This is a genomic window from Acinetobacter sp. TUM15071, assembly GCF_008980925.1.
GTDB lineage: Bacteria > Pseudomonadota > Gammaproteobacteria > Pseudomonadales > Moraxellaceae > Acinetobacter > Acinetobacter dispersus.
On sequence record NZ_BKGB01000013.1, the window covers coordinates 20,285 to 43,137 of the forward strand.

Genomic DNA, 22,853 nt, shown 5'->3' on the forward strand with positions numbered 1-22,853 from the left:
AAGCGTTTATGCTGACCAAAGTTGTTGATACAAGCTGACCATTTGCTCAATCGTCGGCACAATAGGGTTATTGGATGGTGAACCTGAGGCAAGTGCTTGCTCGGCCATGGTCTGAACAACTTCATCAAAATATTGTTTGTCTACACCGAACTCAGCCAATGTGGGGACTTTCAAATCTTGATTAATCGCGATTAAGGTTTTTATGAGTTTTTGATTGGCGACCTCAATCGGATCATCTGCATGTGCACAACCTATTGCCTTGGCACAATCGGCATAGCGTTCTGGTGCTGCCTGAATAGAAAACTCTGTGATAAGAGGAAGCAGCATTGCATTAGATAAGCCGTGCGGAACATGAAAGAAAGCACCAATGGGTCGGCTCATACCATGCACCAGTGCAACAGAGGCGTTTGAAAAAGCGATACCTGCCAAAGTAGAGCCAAGCATCATTTTTTCACGTGCTCGTTCATTGTTGGGTTGGTGATAAACGATCTGTAAATTTGGACCAATCAGTTTCATCGCTGCAAGCGCTTGTGCATCGCTATATGGGCTGGCTTTCTTGCTGACATAAGCTTCGATGGCATGGGTAAGTGCATCAATACCTGTATCTGCGGTTGTACGTGGAGGCAGAGATAGGGTGAGTTCGTAGTCGATAATCGCCGCGATTGGTAGAAAACCGAGCCCAGCACACAGCATTTTCTCACTGGTTTTATCATTGGTAATAATGGTAAAACGCGTGCATTCGGAGCCTGTTCCTGCTGTGGTTGGAATGGCAATGATGGGCAGACCTAGCTCATTGACTTGTCTAGGGAATTTATAATCAGAGATGTCCCCGCCATGTTTGCTTAAGATACTAATCGCTTTGGCACTATCAATCGGGCTGCCACCGCCAATCGCAATAATGGCATCATATTGCTGCGCCTGAATATATTTTACACCTGCTTCGATGGAGCTAGAGGTCGGCTCTGGAATGGTTTCATCAAAATAGTCACTGTCTATATGTGCTGCTTTGAGTAGGTCTTGAATTTGCTGGATATAGCCAAGTGAAACCATCATTTTATCGGTAATAATCAGTGGCTTGCTTGCACCTAAGCTTTCTAGAATCATCGGAAGCTTAGCTCTCGCATTTTTTCCAATTTCCATAATCCTTGGAAGGTGAGTTGAAAATGACATTTTAATTCTCCGTATTAAAGTCAAAATTGATTGTTTTTAAAATGAACCGAATATTGTTCCCAATGTGATCACGCCACTTAGCGCAATCAATGGAATGATGACGGCGACAATGAACATGTCGTAATAAGATTGTTTATGGGTTAAACCACACAAGGTAATAATGGTAATCACAGCACCATTGTGAGGAAGTGAATCCAGTGCACCGGAAGCCATAGAGGCAACTCGATGCATCAGTTCGAGTGAAATGCCATGTTGGAAGGCCAAATCCTTATAGGTTTCTCCCATGGTATTCAACGCAATACTTAAACCACCTGAAGCAGAACCTGTGATACCTGCTAATACATTGATCACGATTGCTTCTGAAATAAGTGGGTTGTTGGGGGCAATACCGACAAGAAAGTCTCGTAAGATAATAAAGCCAGCTAAAGACGCAATCACTGAACCATAGCCGACTTCTGAGGCGGTATTAAAAATGGGTAGAAAGGATGAGGAAACACCTTGTTGAATTGAGTTTTTGATATCAACAATAGACTTCCAGTTGAGAACAATGATACTTAAACAAGCCAAAACCAAGGCGCATATGATTGCCCATAATCCAATCACTGAATTAAGTGAGGTATTCCCAAATTGATCCGTTGCTAAATAGGCGGTATCCAGTGAAGGTAAGATCAGTTTAGTGAGGACTAAGTTGCTCACAATCACTATGAAAATTGGAATAAACGCGACCATAAGACTTGGTTTGGCACTCGTTGGATTTTGTTCAAGATGACTTTCGAGATGGTTGCCATATCCTTCGAGATTTAAATCCGCTTTTTTAACTCGCCGATTGAGCCACCACATGCCTGTGATCAAGATAAAGATAGATGCTAAAACACCTAAACCAGGTGCAGCATAGAGATCAGTATCAAAAAAAGGCATTGGAATTGCATTCTGAATAGCTGGTGTGCCTGGTAATGCGGTCATGGTAAAGGTGAGTGCACCTAGCATAATCGCTGCGGGGATCAGGCGTTTAGGAATGCCGAGTTCTTTAAATAATGCCGAAGCAATCGGAAAAACTGCAAAACCAACAACAAAAAGTGAAACGCCTCCATAGGTTAAAATTGCACAAGACAGCACGATCGAAAGCATCGCTCTATGATGACCAAGCTTTTCAACAAAGAAATTGGCTATGGTTTGTGCTGAGCCAGAATCTTCCATTAATTTTCCAAATACTGCACCTAGTAAAAATAGAGGGAAGTATTTGATGATATAACCGCCTAAACCTGTCATAAACACTTGGGAATAAAACCCAAGTAGTTGATCGCTGAGACCGCTCCATGCGACAGCAAATAATGCCAGTAAGGGTGCAAGTACGATTACGCTAAATCCTTTATATGCTAAATACATCAACAATATTAAGGACAAGACTATTCCAATTAGTCCTACCATTTTATACACCTGTTCTTGTAATTTTGTATAATGATACGAAACGTATCATTATTAATGTATATAATTTAATCTAACTGAAGTCAAGTATCGAAATTAGCCTAAAGTAATTGGAAGGTTGGCTGATTTTATAAAAATAATTTTCGGGAGATGATGAATAGAAAACTTAGAAAAAGATAAAAATGAACTAATCATGTTTCTTTGGTGAATTTTAGATTGCATGCGGTTTTTTTCTTAAAAAATAAATTAAAAACAAAGTCCTATAAGAAAATTATTGAGGAATCGTGTTTTAAAACTAGGAGTAAAAGAGAGTGATCAAGACCTTAGTGCTGATATGATCTAATTCAATATTTATTATTCACCCCACAACTTTTAATTGTTGTTTTGGTGGGGTGTTATGCTTTATGAAAGAATGTAGGAAAAAGTATTTCTCAAGGCAAAAAAATTACTCTAGCTCAAGCTGATAGTCATCTTTGGTGACTTTTATTTTAATCTTTTTATACTTTCTTTTATTCGGGTTCAAAGCCGAGTCAGTGACCTCAGTGGCAAAACTCGAATTTCCCATCAAGTCATAATAGGCCTTATAACCAATCAAGATCTTTTGCGGTCTACCACCATGTTCATGGCTATAGCTGTCAATGAGTTGAGTTAACTGTTCGAAAATCGAAGTTTGCGTCATGTCTAAAATATCTCATTCGCCTTTGTAAATCACAGGTTTAAGCTAATCGAACTTTGTTAAGGAAATAAGACAAGTAGTCTAATCACAATACATTTATTCGTAACAGCTTGAGACCATGGTCTGATTTAGTGATATTGCCAATTATTCTTTAATAGCGAGCTTTATTGGCAGAGCCAAACAGCAATAAAATTACACATAACATAATTTAATTATGTATTGCATAAATTTAGACTTTCTTGTAGCATGAATTTATAGCTGAGAGCCAAGATTAAGAACGATGATTTCTTCATTTGGCTGACTCATGGACGGAAAGGGCTTAAACACGGATGCTTTTACATACTTATAAAAACACCTGTCGCCTTTTCTGATAACGCATGTATAGGTTGATGCTTTTAGACAGCTTTTTAAGCAATTGAAGAATAGGACCTATGCAGAGCATTAAACGGATGAATTTATCTAAATAAGGGAAACTAGATGGACATTTTAGATAACCCATTAGAATTATGTGGTTTTGCTTTTATTGAATTTGTTTCGACGGAAAACGGATTAGATCAGATCTTTGAGACCATCGGTTTTTCTAAAGTCGCAAAGCATAAGTCTAAAAAAGTTTATTTATGGCGTCAGGGTAATATCAACATTATCTTGAACTACCAGCCTGAATCTTATGCTTCATTCTTCTTTAAAGAACATGGTCCTTCAGCCTGTGCAATGGGTTTCAGAACTCGTGATGCAGCCAAAGCATTTAGCAAAGCAGTGGAGCTTGGTGCAGAGCCAATGTATTCACAAGCTGGGCCAATGGAATTAAATATCCCTGCGATTAAAGGGATTGGAGGCATGCCAATTTTCCTTGTGGATCGTGATATCTATGAAAATGACTTCGTTTTCTTTGATGATGCGGACAGAAATCCAAAAGGTGCAGGCCTGAACGAAATCGACCATTTAACTCATAACGTCTATAAAGGACGTATGGAGTATTGGGCGAACTTCTACGAAAAAATCTTTAACTTCCAAGAAATCCGCTACTTTGACATCAAAGGCGAATATACAGGTTTAACCTCTAAAGCCTTGACTGCGCCAGATGGCATGATTCGTATTCCATTGAATGAAGATTCAGACAAAGGTAATGGTCAAATTGCAGAGTTCTTGGCAGATTTCAATGGTGAAGGCATTCAACATATCGCGTTTATTACCGATGACTTGCTTTCAACATGGGACAAGTTAAAGGGGATCGGCATGCAGTTTATGACAGCACCGCCTGAAACCTATTATGAAATGTTGAAAGAGCGTTTACCTAATCATGGTGAGCCAACTGAAGAGTTGCAAAAACGCGGTATCTTGTTAGATGGCAATACCAAAGATGGTCAGAAAAAGCTGTTGTTACAGATTTTCTCGCAAAACATGCTTGGACCTGTGTTCTTTGAGTTTATTCAACGTAAAGATGATGATGGTTTTGGTGAAGGTAACTTCAAGGCATTGTTTGAATCTATTGAACGTGACCAGATCCGCCGTGGTGTACTAGAAGCAAAATAATTCAGCTCAAAGCTTGAAACAAAAAGGCCAAGAAGTTTGCTTCTTGGCCTTTTTATATGGATGAGTTATTAACGGGTTTGAATATATTGATTGATCGCTGCAACTTCACGTTTAAACAGTTCTAATTTCTCGCTGCCTTTATGAACCGAGAAAAACATTTCACTGTCCAACGCGACAATACAAAACTCCATTGAATGATGCGCATTAAAGATTGGTAGACCCACTGCATTAATCCCGACAAGAAGATCACCCTGAGCAATCGACATGCCGTGTTGCAGGACATTCTCTTTGAGTAATAGAAACTCATCCCAATCTGTGGGTTTAATCGGGTAATGGTTATGTGCTGCTTTTTCCCATTCCGCTTGCATGAGTGGTTTGATCATTGCTTCAGGCATATAAGAAGCGAACACACGACCCGCTGCTGAATTGACCAATGGCATGATCGAACCGACTTTAGTCACAATCGATATCGGATGATTGGATTCAATCGATTGAACCACTAAAGGTCCTTTAGGCGACCATTTACTGATTTGAATACCACAGCCAATCTTGTTTTGTAATTCATAAATCAGGTGCTGAACCAGCTGTAATACATCAGTATGCTGGATACAGTTCAAGCCTAAACGCCAAGCTTGATCGCCTAATGCATACTGACCATCAGTGAGTTGCTTGGCGTAATTCATACGAATCAGACTGACCAGATAGCGGTGTACCTTGGCAGGATGCATATCCAGTTTGCTGGATAGGTCTTTTAATATAATGGGCTTGTTATGTTCCAAAAGGGCATTGAGCACGGCTAAGCCGACCTCAAGTGATTGAACCCCACCAGATAACTTTTCTTCAATCATTCAATAACCCTTAAGCTGCGTGCTTTCACGCCGTATTTGTTGCTGTCAATCATGGACAATTTACATCCAGCACATAATGCCTGAGCATTGGGCAAAATAGAAATCATCTTTTTAAATGAATCAAATCGGTGAATTGCATAAGCATACAATTGTTTTTAGAGCGATTGCACACTATTTTGCTGAGCCTACTATGCCTTAAAAACATACAGAATGCTTTAAATTCAGACCATAAAAAAGGCATTAGCATGTTACAACGCTAATGCCTTCTTCATTGAACTGGATTTATGCACCGAGTTCATCTTCGTGTAAGAAGTGAGTATGATGCGGTGCACGTTTGGTGCGACTCCACTCATCCAGCATTTCTAATTTCATTTCTTCGGTAATTCGTGCAATTTTGGCATCGGCATGGACATCATTGTAAGTCAGTTCCAGACGGTGACCATTTGGATCGAAGAAGTAAATCGAATGGAAGATACCATGGTTGGTCACTCCTAATACCTTGACGTCATTGGCTTCAAGATGTGCTTTTGCTGCCATGAGCGCATCTAAGTCTTCTACTTCAAAGGCAATATGTTGCACCCATTGCGGTGTGTTTTCATCACGGCCCATATCTGGTTGAGTCGGCAGTTCAAAAAATGCCAATACGTTGCCTTGGCCCGCATCTAAGAATAAATGCATGTAAGGGTCAAAGGCTTTGGTGGATGGCACATGGTCTTCTGCAAAGGCCAAAATGAAATCCATATGCAGCATTTTTTTGTACCATTCGACTGTTTCTTTGGCGTCTTTACAGCGATAAGCCACATGATGAATTTTTTTAATTGCAAAGCTCATGATAAAACTCCTTTTATCTCTATTCCCAATCTGGTTGTTGTTCTGGGGTAGCATTCAAGAATGCAGGAAGGGTTAAGCAATGTTGGTAGATCGACTCAATCTTGGGAAAAGCACTTAAATCAATTTTAAAGCGCTTGGCGTTGTAGACTTGAGGAATCAAACAGCAGTCTGCAAAAGTCGGCTGTGAGCCAAAACAGAATTGCCCATTGGAATGCTGTAATTGCATTTCTAAGCTGTGAAAGCCTTCTAAAATCCAGTGTCGGTACCACAGCGTTTTTTGCTCGTTGCTGATAGCAAGATCGTTTTGCAGGTACTTCAACACTCTCAGGTTATTGATTGGATGAATGTCACAGGCAATGCTTTGTGCGAAGGCACGGATTTTGGCACGTTCCACTAGATCTTTAGGTAGCAGCGCTTTGGCTGGATAACGTTCTTCCAGATATTCCAAAATACTAAGCGACTGAGTAAAGGTCTGATCTTGGTCAAGTAGTGTTGGCACCAACTGACTCGGATTGAGGGCACGATAACTTGCCAGTTGCTGCTCATTTTTAACGAGATGCACTGCTTCAGTTTCATAGGGCAATGCTTTCAGGTTGAGTGCAATACGTACCCGATAAGCCGCAGAGCTACGAAAGTAACTATACAGTTTCATAGTGCTCGTCCTTTTGTTCATTAAAACGAAAGTGACGTGCTGGTAAAATGGTATTGGCAACTTCACCAAAGCCCACGCGAATTCCATCTTTTTCACAGTAGCCTTTCATCACGACACGGTCACCATCTTCCAAGAAACCTCGCTTTTCGCCGTTGGAAAGGTTGAGTGGTTTGGTGGTATTCCAAGTCAGTTCCAGTAAGCTGCCATAAGAATCTTCAGTTGGGCCTGAAATCGTGCCTGAACCCATTAAATCACCCACTTGAACATTACAGCCTGCGATGGTGTGATGAGTCAGTTGCTGTGACATTGACCAATACATATATTTAAAGTTGGTTTGGCAAATCACATCGGCTTGTTCTGACTGAGGTGTTTGCACTTCAACACTAAGGTGAATGTCATAGCTGTTTGCAGTGTTTTCTTGTAGGTAGCCCAATGGTTTTGGTTGTTGCTCTGGACCTTTAACTTTAAATGGTTCGAGTGCCTCCATCGTCACCACCCATGGTGAAATGGCGCTAGCAAAAGTTTTGGCGTTGAAAGGGCCTAAAGGCACATATTCCCATTGTTGAATATCACGAGCTGACCAATCATTCAGCAACACCATGCCAAAGATATGTTCCCATGCGTTTTCAATGGCAATCGGCTCGCCCAATTCAGTTGCTTTACCCACTACAAAAGCGGTTTCTAATTCGAAGTCGAGTTTACGGGTTGCCGAGAACACAGGACGTTCTTCATTAGGTAATTTGATTTGGCCTGACGGGCGCACAATGTCTTTACCACTTACAATCACAGAACTGGCACGTCCGTTATAGCCTACAGGAAGTTCGCTCCAGTTCGGCAATAGCGCATTTTTAGGATCTCTAAACATGGTACCGACATTGGTGGCATGTTCTTTAGATGAATAGAAGTCGGTATAGCCAGGAACATGAATTGGCAAATGCAAAACCACATCTTTTTGTTTAAACATCACTTGCTGACGTAAATCGGCATCATCACGTAAGGTTGGGGTTTCTGCGGACAATAAGCTTTGCAAAGTGCTGCGAACCGTATGCCAATTCTGTTTGCCTGTTTCGATGAATTTATTCAGTGTTGGCTGATTAAAGCAGTTCGCTGTTGTGAGCTGTAATAAGCCTTTTTGCTCTAATGCTGCAAGGTCAAGCACCCATTCACCAATTGCAACGCCAACGCGCTTTTCAGCTTGTGCGGTCTCGCTGAAAATGCCGTATGGCAAATTATGTATTGTGAAATCTGATTGGGCATCAATCTCAAGAAAAGAAGTTAAATGATGTGCCATGATTCGCTTTCCTTGTCTTTAATTCTGTCGGTCTAATCTGGTTATTTAGGGAGTGTTTTGATTAAGCGATTGAAAGATAAAATGATGTATAGGTTTTTATCGGTCAATTCTAGTTTGCTTAGAGCAAAAATCCCTGTGTCTTAATTTCTATCATACTTAAAATAATTAATTACGCAATACATAATTTAATTACATTATTCATAATATTTGTTATTTATTGAATTTTCTGTTTATATGCGCGGTTATTCGAAAAGTGAATTAATTATTTTTCGAGTTAGATATAGGCATTTGTGATTAACTTATGATATACGTAATTTTAGACAGAAAAATTACGCGACACGGATGAGAATAATCATATGTCAAAACAGGAGCAAGGAAACCTGAACCCAGGTTTAAGCAATCGGCATATCCAGCTTATTGCGCTAGGTGGTGCGATTGGCACAGGTTTGTTTCTAGGTATCTCACAATCGATTAAGCTGGCGGGCCCATCGGTCATTCTAGGTTATGCGATTGCAGGGCTTATTGCATTTTTAATGATGCGACAGCTAGGCGAAATGGTAGTACAAGAGCCAGTCAGTGGTTCATTTAGCCATTTTGCTTACAAATACTGGGGCTCATTTGCAGGTTTCATGTCAGGTTGGAACTATTGGGTACTCAATGTGCTGGTCTGTATGGCTGAGCTCACAGCGATTGGGTTATATATTCAATACTGGTGGCCTGAAATCCCGACATGGGTTTCGGCATTGGCCTTTTTTATCTTAATTAACGGTATCAACCTTTTGCATGTCAAGTTTTTTGGTGAAATGGAGTTTTGGTTCTCTATCATCAAAATTTTAGCAATCTTGGCCATGATTGGTTTTGGTTCGTATTTACTTGCAACAGGAACAGCAGGGCCACAGGCTGGTATCAGTAATCTTTGGGCATTGGGTGGATTCTTTCCATTTGGTGTAGAAGGTTTGGTCATGGCAATGGCTGTGATCATTTTCGCCTTTGGTGGCATCGAGTTATTTGGTATTACTGCGGCAGAAGCACGTGATCCTGATAAAACCTTGCCGAAAGCAGTGAATCAGATTATCTATCGTATTTTGATTTTCTATATTGCAACGCTTTTCATCTTATTCGCGCTGTTCCCTTGGAACCAAATGGCGCAAGGTGGTAGCCCATTCGTGATGGTCTTTGCATCATTAGATAGCCAAGGCGTGGCAACAATGTTGAACTTTGTGATCTTAACTGCGGCTGTATCTGTTTATAACGGAACCAGCTATTGCAGTAGCCGTATGTTATTGGGCTTGGCTCAACAAGGTAATGCACCTAAGTTCCTTAAGAAAATCAATAAACGTGGTATTCCAACCAATGCGGTTTATGTATCTGCATTTGTCACTGTACTGTGTGTGTTGTTGAACTATGCATTCCCTGAGAAAGCATTTGGTTTGTTAATGATGCTGGTAGTTGCTGCGATTGTGATTAACTGGGTGGTGATTTCATGGACGCATTTAAAGTTCCGTAAAGCCATGCAAGCACAAGGGCTAACCACCAAATTCCCAAGTATTGCTTATCCATTCAGTAATTATCTATGCATTATTTTTATGCTTAGTATTCTTGTGGTGATGTCAATGACTGCAGATATGCGTATCGCAGTCATGATGATTCCTGCATGGATTCTGTGTTTGATGCTGGCCTATTTTTTGAAACAGCGAAAATTAAGAAATGCTCAGCCGAGTGTGGCGTTGAATACAGATGCTTAAGTTGTAAATTGATAGTTAAAAAGGGCTGAAAATTCAGCCCTTTTTTTTAGATGTCTGCTTTGATATTCATGCTGATATTTGGCGAATTGTTTGGTGAAATGAGCTAAAATTCGCTTATATCAATCGAGTTTATTTTCTCTGTTTATTCTTATTTGACACCTTAAAAAAGGCATTTGAATTGCTTCAATCATTAAGTATCCAAACACGATTGGGTGGTTTCTACCTGTTCTACTATGCCATAGTTGGAACTTTCATGCCGTATTGGAACCTGTATCTACAAGATCAGGGGTTCAATTATCAAGAGATCGGCATTCTTTCGTCAATTGCGATTATCACGCGTTTTTTTGCACCGCTGATTTGGGGCTGGATTGCCGATAAATCAGGTAAACGAATGCTTTTGGTTCGTATTGCAACATGGATGGAAGCCTGTATCTGGTTCGCCATCTTCGTAATTCCGAATAGTTTCCAATCAGTGGCTTTATTGATGCTGATTTTTAGCTTCTTCCAAAATGCTATCTTGGCACAATTTGAAGGGGTGACTTTATTCTGGCTTGGAGAAAAACGTGCTGAACTTTATGGCAAAGTTCGTAAATGGGGATCTGTTGGTTTTATTGTTGGCGTATTTGTAATAGGGGCTTTGCTAGAAATCATTCCGATTTCAATGCTGCCTATTTTATTGCTCTCTGTTTCATTCCTGGCTTTTCTCTGGTCATTTAGTATTAAAGAACCAGAGCATGCGCCAAGCTCTCAGAAAAGGCTTGAACCGCTACTACCGATTTTGAAACGGCCCATTGTTGCTGCATTTTTTAGTATTGAATTTATCTTACTATTTTCATTGGCGCCGTTTTATAGCTTCTATAGTAACTTCCTTAAAGAGATTGGGTTTAGTACCACACAAATCGGTAGTTTATGGGCAATAGGAGTGATTGCTGAAATCGTCATGTTTGCGGTGGCACAAAAGCTATTCTTCACTCGCTTTTCATGGCGGACACTGGTGGTGATTTGCTTAGTTTTGACCAGTTTACGTTGGTTCTTGGTTGGTATCTTAGAAACCAATTATATTGGACAGTTGCTTGCTCAGTGTTTACATGCTTTTAGTTTTGGCCTGTTCCACCTGATTGCCATGAAAGTGATTTTCCAAAACTTTACACCAGAGCAGCAAGGCCGAGGACAGGCATTGTATAGCACCATGTGGGGCTTGGGGGTGGCATCTGGAAGTTTGTTGGCAGGGCACTATTGGCAAGTTTTTTCAGGCGCGACCATTTTTTACTGTGCCAGTGTGGTGGTCTTGTTTGGTTTATTACTGGTGCTATGGCTGCCGAATCAAGTGGAAACAGCAGCCAAAACTTAGACTAGATTTGGATGTGTTTATATTGCGGCAACCATGGTTGTGCTTGTTCAAGTTGAGCTGCAAGTTGCAACAAACGATCCTCACGTCCAAACGGCGCGATAAACTGACTACCGAGTGGCATACCGTGTTTATTCCAATACAAAGGGACTGACATGGCCGGTAAACCTGTCACATTAGCAAGTTGGGTAAATGGTACCCAGCTTAAATTGTCCTGTACCATTTTTTCTACCAGTTTACCCTGTGCCAAGTAGTGGGCTTTTCCTAGTTTTAACAAGCCTTTTAGGATTGGCTTCTGCCAAGCAGGTGTAGCAACCTCACCATTTTTAGGCGCGACTGAGGCCGTGGTTGGGGTGAGGTATAAGTCATATTTTTCAAAGAAAATATTCATCTGGGTGCTGTACAGCCCCCAATTATTGAGGGTATGAATATATTCTGTCGCGGTGGTCTTCGCTCCAAAGGCAGCCAAAGCAATTGAATCGAGTTCGAAATCACGATCTGTTGCACCCGCCATTTGTTTGATTTGTGCCTGCATATAAGAGAATTGGCTAAACCATGTGGTGACAAAATCTTTTGCCAGTTCGAGGCCATCAATTTTAGGTCGGTCTTCAACCAAAATATGACCCAATGATTCCAATAGCTTCGCGGTTTGTTGCACAGCTTGAATTGCATCTTTAGAAATCTTGGTACCAATTGGCGATTGGGTATTAAATGCGATACGAAGTTTTTTTGGACTTTGTTGAATGATATCTAAGTAGTTTTGTCTAGGGGCTTCAATTCGAAATAATGAGGTTTGTTCAGGACCTTGCACTGCATCAAGCATGGCTGCACTATCCCGAACTGTTTTGCTGAGTACATGTTGCATGGCAGCGCCGTGCATGGCTTCGCTGAATTGTGGTCCCCATGGCGTACGTCCACGACTGGGTTTAAGTCCGAATAAACCGCAATAAGAAGCAGGGATACGAATTGATCCACCGCCATCACCAGCACCCGCAATAGGGACTAAGCCGCCTGCGACTGCTGAAGCAGCACCACCTGAAGACCCACCACTGTTATGCTTTAAATTCCAAGGATTATGACATGCTCCCCAAGCGTCAGGCTCGGTAATCCCTTTAATACCAAATTCAGGCGTATTAGTACGTCCAAAAGTGACAATACCAGTTTGTTCCCAGCGATTGACAATTTCTGCATTAAAGTCTGGCGTGTAATTGATTTTCTTTAATGCTTGACTGCCATAAGAGGTTGGCACACCGCGGTATTCTTGGAAAAGGTCCTTGACTAAGAATGGAACACCTGCGAATGGACCTGATAAAGCGTGTTGAGCGCGTTGTTTGGCTTGCTCATACATTGGGATAATGATGGCATTTAGCTTTGGATTGACCTGATTGCTTCGTTCTAATGCGATTTCCAATAACTCTGAGGGCTGAACTTCTTTGTTTTTGACTAATTCAGCTAACCCCAAACCATCGTGCAGTACGTATTCTGAAAATTTCATGGCTTTTATCCCTAAAGCGAAAATCTTTATAAAGTAAAAAGTTAAATACAATTTGAAAAATAGAATACCTGAAAAAGTGTCAAAACAAGCAATTAAATTACATGGTAAAAATATTGTGTTTATATGGTTATGAATGCATGCTTTTATCAAAAAATATGCTAATTTAAGCCTATGCACCGTTAAGATGACGACTTAATTAAATCTATGAAAAATATTTATATTATTGGATTATTATGGGCTTGCTCAACATGGACTATGGCAGAGACGGTCGTAAATGACAAAGCAGCAGTAACACCCCAGCAAATAGCTAAAGCAAATGCGATTCGGGTCACAACTCGCCCTGAGATTATGGGGCTGTGGGGAATGGAAATTCCGAACAATAAGAAGTGTGTCGAATACTATAACTTTCGTGGTGCCAGTGATGTGGTGATTAAAAGTGGTCAAGAATGGTCGTATGGCTTATATGATTATCAGCCATCAGAAGATCATAAAGAGCGCTTGCCTGCATTGGTTCTGCAAATCAAATATGACAATAATGAAATGGACTGTTCAGGTCAAAAACAAGATCAAACAGGTGAAGTTTCCCAATACTTTGTAAAATGGGCCAATGATTCCACCATCGATTTTTGTGCCAGTGAGAAAGGTGATAAGTGTTTTGCGACCTTGCGTCGTGTTTTACCTTAATAAGATTGAGTTAGACATAAAAAAGCCTCTTGAGTAAGAGGCTTTTTTTATTTAGGCTGTTTCAGCTTTTTGTTCAAGCTGCTTTAGCAAATGTTTTTCAAGATAATGAATATCCATTGCCTGTTCACAGAAATTTTTGTCTTGTAAGATCAAATCTTTATGCAAAGGAATATTGGTTTTAATCCCTGTCAAAATCATTTCATCTAATGCTTGGCGCATGCGAGCTAATGATGTTTCACGATCTTTACCATGAGAAATCAATTTTGCAATCATTGAGTCATAGTAAGGCGGGATGTTATAGCCCTGATAGATGTGTGAATCCAAACGGATACCAGCACCACCTGGCGCATAGAAACTTTCAATTTTACCTGGAGAAGGTAGGAACGTGGTTGGATCTTCAGCATTGATACGGCATTCAATCGCATGGCCATTAACTTCGATTTGCTCTTGTTCAAGTTCAAGACCTAAACCAGCTGCAATACGAAGTTGCTGTTCAATGATATCAACCCCAGTCACCATTTCAGTGACAGGATGTTCAACTTGCACACGAGTATTCATTTCGATGAAGAAGAATTCACCATCTTCAAATAAGAACTCAAATGTACCCGCACCACGATACTGCATCAACTTACAAGCATTCACACATGCTTCTAAAATATCAGCACGCGCTTGTTCAGGGAGGTTTGGAGCAGGTGCTTCTTCTAATACCTTTTGATGGCGACGTTGTAAAGAACAGTCACGATCATAGAGGTGAATCGCATGGCCATTACCATCACCGAGAACCTGTACTTCGACATGGCGAGGCTTTTGTAAGAAACGTTCCATATAGACGGTATCGTCACCGAACCACATCTCTGCATCGCGTTGCGCCGCTTGAACCGATTCAAGTAGGGTGTCGACACGTTCTACGATACGCATACCACGACCGCCACCACCAGAAGCCGCTTTCACGATCAATGGGAAGCCGATTTCTTTTGCTTCAGCAAGCGCATTATTAATCGTTACTGCATGGTCACAGCCAGGTACCGTTGGTACACCTGACTTTTTCATGGCAATAATCGCTGATACTTTATTCCCCATCAGGCGAATATGTTCGGGGCGAGGGCCAATGAAAATAAAGCCAGAACTTTCAACGATTTCAGCAAATTCCGCATTCTCGGATAAAAAACCATAACCAGGATGGATTGCATCCGCACCTGTGATTTCTGCAGCAGTAATAATTGCAGGAATATTTAAATAGCTTTCACTACTTGCACCCGGTCCGATACACACTGCTTCATCAACGAAGCGTAAGTGCATTAAGTCTTTATCAGCATCTGAATAGATACCAACTGTTTTAATGCCAAGAGTTTTACAAGCCCGAGTAATTCGTAAAGCGATTTCGCCACGGTTTGCAATTAATACTTTTTGCAACATAGGAATCCCCAAACTGATTAAGCACGGTAGCGGAAAAGTGGTTGACCGAATTGGATCACTTCACCATTTTTCACTAGAATTTCTTCAATTACGCCGCTTTTTGTTGCTTCAATTGGGTTCATGATTTTCATTGCCTCAATGATCCCCAATGTTTCACCCGCAGATACTGTTTGACCTACATTTACAAATGGTGCTTCACCTGGACTTGGCGCTGCATAGAACACACCAACCATTGGTGATGATTCAACTGCACCACGTGGTGTTTTTGCTGCTGGTGCTGGAGCAGCAACCGTTGGAGCTGCAGCTACAGCAGCCGCGGCATAAACAGGAGTAGGGCGAGTTAATGAGATGGATTGGTCGCCTTCCTTAACTTCAATCGCTTGTAAGTCAGATTCAATCATCAAGTCGATGAGCTTCTTGATTTTACGGATATCCATGAGTGAGCATTCCTAAAAAGTCTAAATTAGTTAGAAGATTGAATTTTTTCGATAGCGTAATCGAGAGCAAAGGAATAACCCTTTGCACCTAAGCCACAAATTACGCCAATGGCTTTATCTGATAAATATGAGTGATGACGGAATGATTCACGGGCGTGAACATTTGACAAATGAACCTCAATAAATGGGATCGCAACGCCAAGTAAGGCATCGCGTAAAGCAACTGAGGTATGGGTCAAGGCAGCAGGGTTGATAATGATAAATTTCACACCCTCGTTTTGTGCTTGATGGATACGATCGACAATCGCACCTTCCCAGTTGCTTTGAAAAGTATCTAGTGTCTGTGATGCATGTTGGGCTTGAGCGATGAGTTGCTGGTTAACATCATCTAGCGTGAGATAACCATATACCTCTGGTTCGCGTTTTCCTAGCAAGTTCAAATTCGGTCCATGAATTACCAAAATGGTTGAGCTCATTCAGCCTGCTCCAATTCTAAATCTGCAAAAGTTTTTTGCAAGATGTCTGCAAAGTTTGCTTATTATGGCACAAAATTCTGCAATTTTTTTATAATTTGTTTTAATCGATGAAGAAATTTGCATGCCAAGCATGGTGCATATAATGAAAACTTTGCAAGGAATTGGCAATGTTAAAATATGACAAAATTTAGCGTAATTTTATTTTTAAACATTCTAAACTGAATTACCCCATTTCGTTCATGGGATTTGTGTAACTCAGCAGTCAAACTATTTATATTTTGGTATTTTAGCGCGATTTAAATCCTTAGAAAGGAATCGATTAAAGCGTATTTTGATGAGACTCATTAGGGTAATGGTTTTACACTAACATATTGTTTTTATGTGCTTAAATTATTATTTGTGAAGATCTTAAACCTGTAGTTGCTAAAATATAAATATTGAACATTTTCTGATGCTACTTGGTGATTGCGTGACATTGTGAAGCGCTTGATAACTGCAATGTAAGATGATTAGAGATTGAACACTGTTATCGCTTATTCAGTTGGCAGAAATGATAAAAAATTCGCATTCTAGATGGCAGTTAATGACATAAAAATGTCCGAAAAAGATATCTCTGCTTTCAATATGATAGTTATTACTTAAGGGGTTACTTTTGATTGGCGTAATCCCTTTTGGGTCTTTCAAAAGCTGTCTTGATACTTAAAGACAGCTTTTTTTTGTCCTTTGTTTTATCAATTATTCGCAGCTGCTTTGTAGATTTCAAGCAGTAGGCAATTCTGTGCTTGAATCATATAGGTGTCTCGTTCAAGTTCTACAGCATTCCATTTATGCATTTGTTGAAATAGCCATTCAAAATCTTGGGCTTTCGGTTCAGCACTGTTCTGTACAAAATTACGAATGATATTCTGGATGGTAAAGTATTTTTCAACATGAATGTCTGGCGTGCAATGGAACTGAATCACATCAAATTCAATCAGAAGTTGCCATACTGGTGCAAAATCTTCGAGTTGACGTAATTCTTGTTGCGCTTTGAGAATGGCAGTGGTTAAGGCAATCAAGCTGTGTGGATGTTGTTGCGCCCATTCTTGCGTGACCGCTAGGACTTTGTCGGCAACATTCGGGATAATGTGCTGACTTGAACAGACAATTTGGCTTAGACCTTGTAACTCAGCTTGAGTATTCCAAGGTTCTCCGACACAAAACCCATCTATTAAATGATTACTGATCGCTTCAACCATATAGGGAGGTGGCAGGGTTTTCATTTGAATGGTTTGCGCTAGTTGAGGGGCGGCCAAAGCAAGCCATTCTCTTAAGCAATAGTGATGAATCGAATGTTGGAATACATGCGCCAAAGGGACGTTTTGATCTTGCTGGATATAATCCGTCAGTTTCTGTGCGGAGCTCTCTGCGCTGTCTTGTTTCTGAATATTCAGCGTATAACAGAGCTTCTGGCTTAAGCTAATAAAGGCACGGTTTTCACTCAATACGATAGGGGTTTGTAATGGAATCCCAATTTGATCGGTTCCGACTGCTGCCGCTGGCAGCATGGCAGACAGGCAATGTGCAGCATCGAGTAAGCCAAAAGCTAAACGATCACGTAAGCTGGCCCAAGAGGCTTCCTTGACTAAATTGACATTTAAACCGACTTCTTCAAAAAAACCACGCTGTTTTGCCCAGAGTAATGCGACACAATCAAGTAAGGGAATATAGCCCAGTTGTAATTCGGTTTTTTCTACTTTTGCTAATTCGACTAAATGGCTCATCTATTCATCCTTTAGTTGATTATTTAAAAGTTGTTGGGCATCGAGTAAACGGCGTGCCATTTCTCCAATAGTCATGCGGTGGCTCATGGCATTTTTTCTGAGTAATTGAAACGCGGTGTCTTCAGTTAAGCCATGCAGTTGCATGAGCAACACTTTGGCCTTTTCGACATCTTTACGATCTGCAAGTTTGGTTTTGGCATCTTTCAGGTCACATTCCAGTTTTTTATGCTTTTTATACTGCTCAATCGAAATATCTAAAATGGTGTGTAAGCGGCTTGGGTCTATACCATCGACGATATAGGCGGTAATCCCTGCATCGATGGCTTGTTTGATGGTGTCTTTATCGGTGTTCTTGGTAAATAAGACCGTAGGCAGATCAAAATTACTGACACAACTTTCAATCACATCGCGATGTGGATGATCCATATCAAGCAGAATGACATCGGCTTGAAGATGTTCGAGTTTAAAAATATTGAGATGATCGAGAGTAAAACAAGCCACTACATCAAAGTCATGTTCAATTAAACAGGTTTTTATGTATTCAGCCCGAGCCTGGTCGTCATCAATAAGTGCGATCTTGAGTTTCGGCATAAGTATATAGGTCAAACGGTGGGGTTATGCACAAAGATTAAAGTGCTGTGCGTATTGTTTTTGAAGCAAAAATAGTGCCAGTGAAGCTATTTTGATTTCTTATTCGGTGCAATCGCTCCATGGGGCGTATTGTTTATGCGCTTTATTGTATCGCTGTGACCAAGTAGAAGAAATGAAAAATTTGACTTATATCCTCCAGAATAAAAACTGCACTTTTTAAGTGCGTAAAAAGAGTTGTTTTGAAGCAGTGCGAATTCTGCTTTAAAACAGGTCGTTGTACTGAACTTGTTCTCTTCAACCGAATTGGTATTCATTAAAAATAAAGAGTAAATGAATAAAATTAATATAAAACAATAACTAATGTTGTGTTGGTGTGATTGTGGTTAGAACTTGGCACAGCATTTGCTAACTATTCCTTGAGTCAAAGATGACTTGCAAACTTGTAAGACGGCCAACGATGTCCGATCTGATCGGTTTGTTGATACAGCGTGCTGTATGAACAACACATGATACGTTCAGTATGGGAGATGGCAATGTCTTTAGATTTATCGGCGAAAAAAGCCACATCAATTAAGTTATTCAACTTTTCCGCACCAGCGATGCGGGCATTCCACATGAGTTGGCTTGCTTTCTTCGTTTGTTTCTTTGCTTGGTTTGCTTGTGCACCGTTAATGCCAGTGATTGCAGGCGAGTTCCATCTCACCAAAGATCAGATCGCCAATATTAATATTGCTGCTGTTGCAATCACGATTGTGGTTCGATTAATCGTTGGTCCACTGTGTGATAAGTATGGTCCGCGTAAAACGTATACTGCATTGTTATTGTTGGGCAGCATTCCTGTATTTGGTGTTGCTGCAGCAAATAGTTATGAATCCTTCCTATTCTTCCGTTTATTGATTGGTGCAATTGGCGCCAGCTTTGTCATCACTCAATACCATACCAGCATTATGTTTGCGCCAAATGTTGTAGGCACCGCAAATGCCGCTTCAGCGGGCTGGGGGAATGCAGGTGGTGGTGCGACACAAGCCTTGATGCCTTTACTGTTGTCTGCTTTGGTGATGTTCGGTGTAGAACAAGCCATGGGGTGGAGAATTGCATTGCTTGTACCTGGTGTGATGATGCTGATCGTAGGTGTGCTTTATTGGAAGCTGACCCAAGACTGCCCGCAAGGCGATTTTAAAGAACTTCGTGCGCAAGGTGTTGTGGTGGGAAGCGATAAAAAAGGTGGCTTGGCAATCCTAATGCATGCAGCACGCAACTATCGGGTCTGGATTCTATTCTGCTCTTATGCGGCATGTTTTGGTATTGAAATCTTCATGCACAACATCATTGCGATGTATTACGTCGAACACTTCAACTTTGGCTTAAAAGAAGCAGGACTGGCAGCAGGTGTTTTTGGTTTGCTGGCACTGTTTGCCCGTGCACTTGGCGGTATTGTTTCAGACAAAGTGGCGCTGAAAAAAGGTTTGGATGGACGCACCAAAATCTTGTTCCTGTTGATCTTGGGGGAAGGATTGTTCCTGATGCTATTCGCGCATATGAACAGCGCGGTATTCGCAATTCTTAGTATGACCATCTTCGCACTGTTTACCCATATGGCATGTGGTGCGACTTATGCCTTGGTTCCTTTTATTGATCGTGAAGCACTCGGTGGTGTGGCTGGCATTATTGGTGCAGGCGGCAATGTCGGTGCAGTCGCAGCAGGATTCTTGCTGAAAGGAATGGTCGATTTTCAAACTTGTTTAATGGTTTTAGGCGGCTTGGTGGTGATTGCTGCAAGCTCGGTGATGCTGATCCGATTCTCGGTAGAGCATAAACAAAAAGAACAACAGCTGTTTGAACAAGCCATGTTGGAACGTAGCTCAGAACAAAGCAGTGCAGCTTAATCAAAGATTCGATTTGAGGAGAAACACAATGAAATTAGTGATGATTGGTCACGGTATGGTGGGGCATAAATTCATCGAAGCCATCTTAGAGAAAGCTGATGATGAATTAGAAATTACCATCCTTGCAGAAGAACCACGTATTGCCTATGACCGCGTACATTTGACTGAATACTTCTCTGGTAAAACAGCAAAAGACTTATCACTGGCTCGCTTTGATTTTGCAGACGCGCACGGTATTGATTTAAGACTGAATACCAAAGCGGTAGAAATTAATGCAGCTGAGCAAACGGTGACTACCAACTTTGGCGATGTGATTCATTATGACAAATTGGTCTTAGCAACAGGGTCGTATGCCTTTGTTCCTCCGATTTCAGGCAATGACCGTGAAAACTGTTTTGTCTATCGTACCATCGAAGACTTGGATGCGATTCGTACAGCAAGTCTGAATGCGAAGACAGGTGTGGTGATTGGTGGTGGCTTATTGGGGTTGGAAGCAGCCAAAGCACTACGTGATTTAAATTTGGAAACGCATGTGGTGGAATTTGCACCACGTTTGATGGCGGTACAGATTGATGATCTTGGTGGCAAAGTGCTACGCCGTAAAATCGAAAATCTTGGGGTAAAAGTCCACACTCAAAAAGCCACGCAATGTATTGAGGCGGGTGGTAGCACGACACACATCATGAAGTTTGCGGATGGCAGTGAGCTGGAAACAGACATCATTTTATTCTCAGCGGGGATTCGCCCACGTGATGAATTAGCGCGCTTGAGTGGTTTAACGTTAGGTGAACGGGGCGGGATTAAAATTAATGATTATTGCCAAACCTCAGATGAGCATATCTATGCAATTGGTGAATGTGCACTGTGGGATAATAAAATCTATGGTCTGGTCGCACCCGGCTATGACATGGCACGTATTGCCGCAAAACATATCTTAGCCGAAGAAACCCATTGTTTCGCGGGTGCAGATATGAGCACCAAGTTGAAGTTGATGGGTGTTGATGTGGCATCCGTCGGTGATGCACATGGTATGACACCAAACTCACTTAGCTATTTCTATGCCGATGAAGATAGCCTTGTGTATAAAAAGATCGTGGTCGATGCCGATAAAACCAAGTTGCTCGGTGCGGTCTTGGTCGGTGATGCCAAAGAATATAACGACCTGCTACAAATGATGTTGAATGGGCTGGCACTACCAGAAACGCCTGAAAGCTTGATCATGCCAGGTTTTGCCGATTCAGGTGCGAAGGCAGGTGGGAGCGGTGTCGATTTATTGCCAGATAGTGCAACCATTTGTTCGTGTAATAACGTGTCTAAAGCCGATATTTGCCAAGCGATTTGTGACGGTTCAACCTCACTCGGTGCTTTGAAGAAATGTACCAAAGCAGCGACAGCCTGTGGTGGTTGTGCACCTTTAGTCACGCAAGTATTAAAGTCTGAACTGCAACGCCAAGGCGTAACAGTCAATAACCATGTCTGTGAACACTTCCCATACTCACGCCAAGAAATTTATCACTTAGTACGAGTCAATGAAATCAAGACTTTTGATGATTTGATTCATCAACATGGCCATGGTTTAGGTTGTGATATATGTAAACCAATGGCGGCTAATATTTTGGCCTCATGCTGGAATGATTTCGTACTAGAACCTAGCCATGCGGGCTTACAAGACAGTAACGATTACTACTTGGGTAATATTCAAAAAGATGGTTCTTACTCGGTTGTGCCGCGTATGGCAGGTGGTGAAGTCACACCAGATGGCTTAATTGCTGTCGGTCAAATTGCCAAAAAATATAACCTGTATACCAAAATTACCGGTGGACAACGTGTCGACTTATTTGGTGCACAAATCCATCAACTCCCGTTTATTTGGGAAGAACTCAATGCAGCAGGTTTTGAATCAGGTCATGCTTACGGTAAATCTTTACGTACCGTGAAATCATGTGTTGGTAGTACATGGTGCCGTTATGGAGTGGACGATTCTGTGGGCTTAGCGATTGAACTTGAAAACCGCTATAAAGGCTTACGTTCGCCACATAAATTGAAAATGGCAGTTTCAGGTTGTACGCGTGAATGTGCTGAAGCGCAAGGTAAAGATGTTGGGGTAATTGCAACTGAGAAAGGCTGGAACTTATATGTCTGTGGTAATGGTGGTATGAAACCACGCCATGCAGAATTATTGGCTTCTGACCTTGATACCGAAACCTTGATTCGTTATATCGACCGTTTCTTTATGTTCTATATCCAAACTGCAGATCGTTTACAACGTACCAGCGTATGGCGTGACAATATGGAAGGCGGTTTGGATTATCTCAAATCAGTGATTGTTGATGATTCCTTAGGATTGGCTGAAGAGCTTGAAAGTCGTATGAGTCATGTGATTGGGACTTATCAAGATGAATGGCGTACTGCGGTTGAAGACCCAGAGATTCGTAAACGTTTCCAAACCTATATTAATGCCAGTGCAGAACAGCAGGCTGATCCGCATATTCAATTTACCCAAGTACGTGATCAGATTCGCCCTTTGAATGACGCTGAACGTTCAGTCGATCGTATCCCAATGGTTGAAGCATAAGGAGAACTCAA

The 22,853-nt window shown here is 41.3% G+C and carries 20 protein-coding genes; 6 read left to right on the plus strand and 14 right to left on the minus strand.

Annotated features, from left to right (window positions below):
- Nucleotides 1-6 precede the first annotated feature (6 nt).
- From GBI66_RS13065 to GBI66_RS19655, 3 genes are all read right to left on the minus strand, one after another.
- Entirely contained in the window at nucleotides 7-1,170 is a 1,164-nt protein-coding gene (locus tag GBI66_RS13065) for an iron-containing alcohol dehydrogenase (RefSeq protein ID WP_151716417.1), read from the minus strand.
- Nucleotides 1,171-1,206: 36 nt separating this feature from the next.
- A complete protein-coding gene (locus tag GBI66_RS13070; protein ID WP_151716418.1) occupies nucleotides 1,207-2,598 on the minus strand; it encodes a GntP family permease in 1,392 nt (463 codons plus the stop codon).
- Between the two features lie 442 nt (nucleotides 2,599-3,040).
- A complete protein-coding gene (locus GBI66_RS19655) occupies nucleotides 3,041-3,274 on the minus strand; it encodes a hypothetical protein (protein ID WP_151716419.1) in 234 nt (77 codons plus the stop codon).
- Between the two features lie 474 nt (nucleotides 3,275-3,748).
- On the opposite strand from GBI66_RS19655, the gene hppD reads away from it, so the two are divergent.
- Nucleotides 3,749-4,804: a 4-hydroxyphenylpyruvate dioxygenase gene (gene hppD / locus GBI66_RS13080; protein ID WP_005189102.1), complete on the plus strand. Its 1,056-nt coding sequence runs from the start codon at nucleotides 3,749-3,751 to the stop codon at nucleotides 4,802-4,804.
- Between the two features lie 68 nt (nucleotides 4,805-4,872).
- Here hppD and GBI66_RS13085 read toward each other — a convergent pair whose 3' ends face one another.
- From GBI66_RS13085 to fahA, 4 genes are all read right to left on the minus strand, one after another.
- A complete protein-coding gene (locus GBI66_RS13085; RefSeq protein ID WP_151716420.1) occupies nucleotides 4,873-5,652 on the minus strand; it encodes an IclR family transcriptional regulator in 780 nt (259 codons plus the stop codon).
- A 282-nt stretch (nucleotides 5,653-5,934) separates the two neighbouring features.
- Nucleotides 5,935-6,483: a VOC family protein gene (locus GBI66_RS13090; RefSeq protein ID WP_004653219.1), complete on the minus strand. Its 549-nt coding sequence runs from the start codon at nucleotides 6,481-6,483 to the stop codon at nucleotides 5,935-5,937.
- A gap of 19 nt (nucleotides 6,484-6,502) precedes the next feature.
- Complete coding sequence (maiA, locus tag GBI66_RS13095) at nucleotides 6,503-7,135, minus strand: maleylacetoacetate isomerase (RefSeq protein WP_151716421.1); 633 nt, start codon at nucleotides 7,133-7,135, stop codon at nucleotides 6,503-6,505.
- Nucleotides 7,122-8,426, minus strand: coding sequence for a fumarylacetoacetase (gene fahA / locus GBI66_RS13100; RefSeq protein ID WP_151716422.1), 1,305 nt, complete (start codon nucleotides 8,424-8,426; stop codon nucleotides 7,122-7,124). Before fahA ends, maiA begins: the two co-directional genes overlap by 14 nt.
- Before the next feature lie 356 nt (nucleotides 8,427-8,782).
- On the opposite strand from fahA, the gene GBI66_RS13105 reads away from it, so the two are divergent.
- Nucleotides 8,783-10,171, plus strand: a complete 1,389-nt coding sequence (locus tag GBI66_RS13105) for an amino acid permease (protein ID WP_151716423.1) — start codon at nucleotides 8,783-8,785, stop codon at nucleotides 10,169-10,171.
- 178 nt (nucleotides 10,172-10,349) lie between these two features.
- Nucleotides 10,350-11,522 carry an MFS transporter gene (locus tag GBI66_RS13110; RefSeq protein ID WP_151716424.1) on the plus strand — a complete coding sequence of 391 codons (1,173 nt, stop codon included), beginning with the start codon at nucleotides 10,350-10,352 and terminating at the stop codon, nucleotides 11,520-11,522.
- 1 nt (nucleotide 11,523) lies between these two features.
- Here GBI66_RS13110 and GBI66_RS13115 read toward each other — a convergent pair whose 3' ends face one another.
- The gene (locus GBI66_RS13115; RefSeq protein WP_151716425.1) at nucleotides 11,524-13,014 is read right to left on the minus strand and encodes an amidase; all 1,491 of its coding nucleotides are present in this window, start codon (nucleotides 13,012-13,014) and stop codon (nucleotides 11,524-11,526) included.
- A 204-nt stretch (nucleotides 13,015-13,218) separates the two neighbouring features.
- Between GBI66_RS13115 and GBI66_RS13120 the strand changes: the two genes are divergently transcribed.
- A complete protein-coding gene (locus GBI66_RS13120; protein WP_005189081.1) occupies nucleotides 13,219-13,698 on the plus strand; it encodes a hypothetical protein in 480 nt (159 codons plus the stop codon).
- Nucleotides 13,699-13,749: 51 nt separating this feature from the next.
- Here GBI66_RS13120 and accC read toward each other — a convergent pair whose 3' ends face one another.
- The 6 genes from accC to GBI66_RS19485 all read right to left on the minus strand — a co-directional run bounded on the left by accC (nucleotide 13,750) and on the right by GBI66_RS19485 (nucleotide 18,997).
- The gene (accC, locus tag GBI66_RS13125; RefSeq protein ID WP_151716426.1) at nucleotides 13,750-15,114 is read right to left on the minus strand and encodes an acetyl-CoA carboxylase biotin carboxylase subunit; all 1,365 of its coding nucleotides are present in this window, start codon (nucleotides 15,112-15,114) and stop codon (nucleotides 13,750-13,752) included.
- Nucleotides 15,115-15,131: 17 nt separating this feature from the next.
- Nucleotides 15,132-15,551, minus strand: coding sequence for an acetyl-CoA carboxylase biotin carboxyl carrier protein (accB, locus tag GBI66_RS13130; RefSeq protein ID WP_004807532.1), 420 nt, complete (start codon nucleotides 15,549-15,551; stop codon nucleotides 15,132-15,134).
- 26 nt (nucleotides 15,552-15,577) lie between these two features.
- Complete coding sequence (gene aroQ, locus GBI66_RS13135) at nucleotides 15,578-16,027, minus strand: type II 3-dehydroquinate dehydratase (protein WP_151716427.1); 450 nt, start codon at nucleotides 16,025-16,027, stop codon at nucleotides 15,578-15,580.
- A gap of 731 nt (nucleotides 16,028-16,758) precedes the next feature.
- Complete coding sequence (locus GBI66_RS13140; protein WP_151716428.1) at nucleotides 16,759-17,790, minus strand: ABC transporter substrate-binding protein; 1,032 nt, start codon at nucleotides 17,788-17,790, stop codon at nucleotides 16,759-16,761.
- Nucleotides 17,791-18,381 (minus strand): ANTAR domain-containing response regulator, encoded by a 591-nt coding sequence (locus GBI66_RS13145; RefSeq protein WP_005189070.1) that lies wholly within the window; start codon nucleotides 18,379-18,381, stop codon nucleotides 17,791-17,793.
- A 421-nt stretch (nucleotides 18,382-18,802) separates the two neighbouring features.
- Nucleotides 18,803-18,997, minus strand: a complete 195-nt coding sequence (locus GBI66_RS19485) for a hypothetical protein (protein WP_171494309.1) — start codon at nucleotides 18,995-18,997, stop codon at nucleotides 18,803-18,805.
- Here GBI66_RS19485 and GBI66_RS13150 point away from each other — a divergent pair.
- Complete coding sequence (locus GBI66_RS13150; RefSeq protein WP_151716429.1) at nucleotides 18,915-20,267, plus strand: MFS transporter; 1,353 nt, start codon at nucleotides 18,915-18,917, stop codon at nucleotides 20,265-20,267. The genes GBI66_RS19485 and GBI66_RS13150 overlap by 83 nt on opposite strands.
- 28 nt (nucleotides 20,268-20,295) lie before the next feature.
- Nucleotides 20,296-22,842: a nitrite reductase large subunit NirB gene (nirB, locus tag GBI66_RS13155; protein WP_151716430.1), complete on the plus strand. Its 2,547-nt coding sequence runs from the start codon at nucleotides 20,296-20,298 to the stop codon at nucleotides 22,840-22,842.
- Nucleotides 22,843-22,853 lie beyond the last annotated feature (11 nt).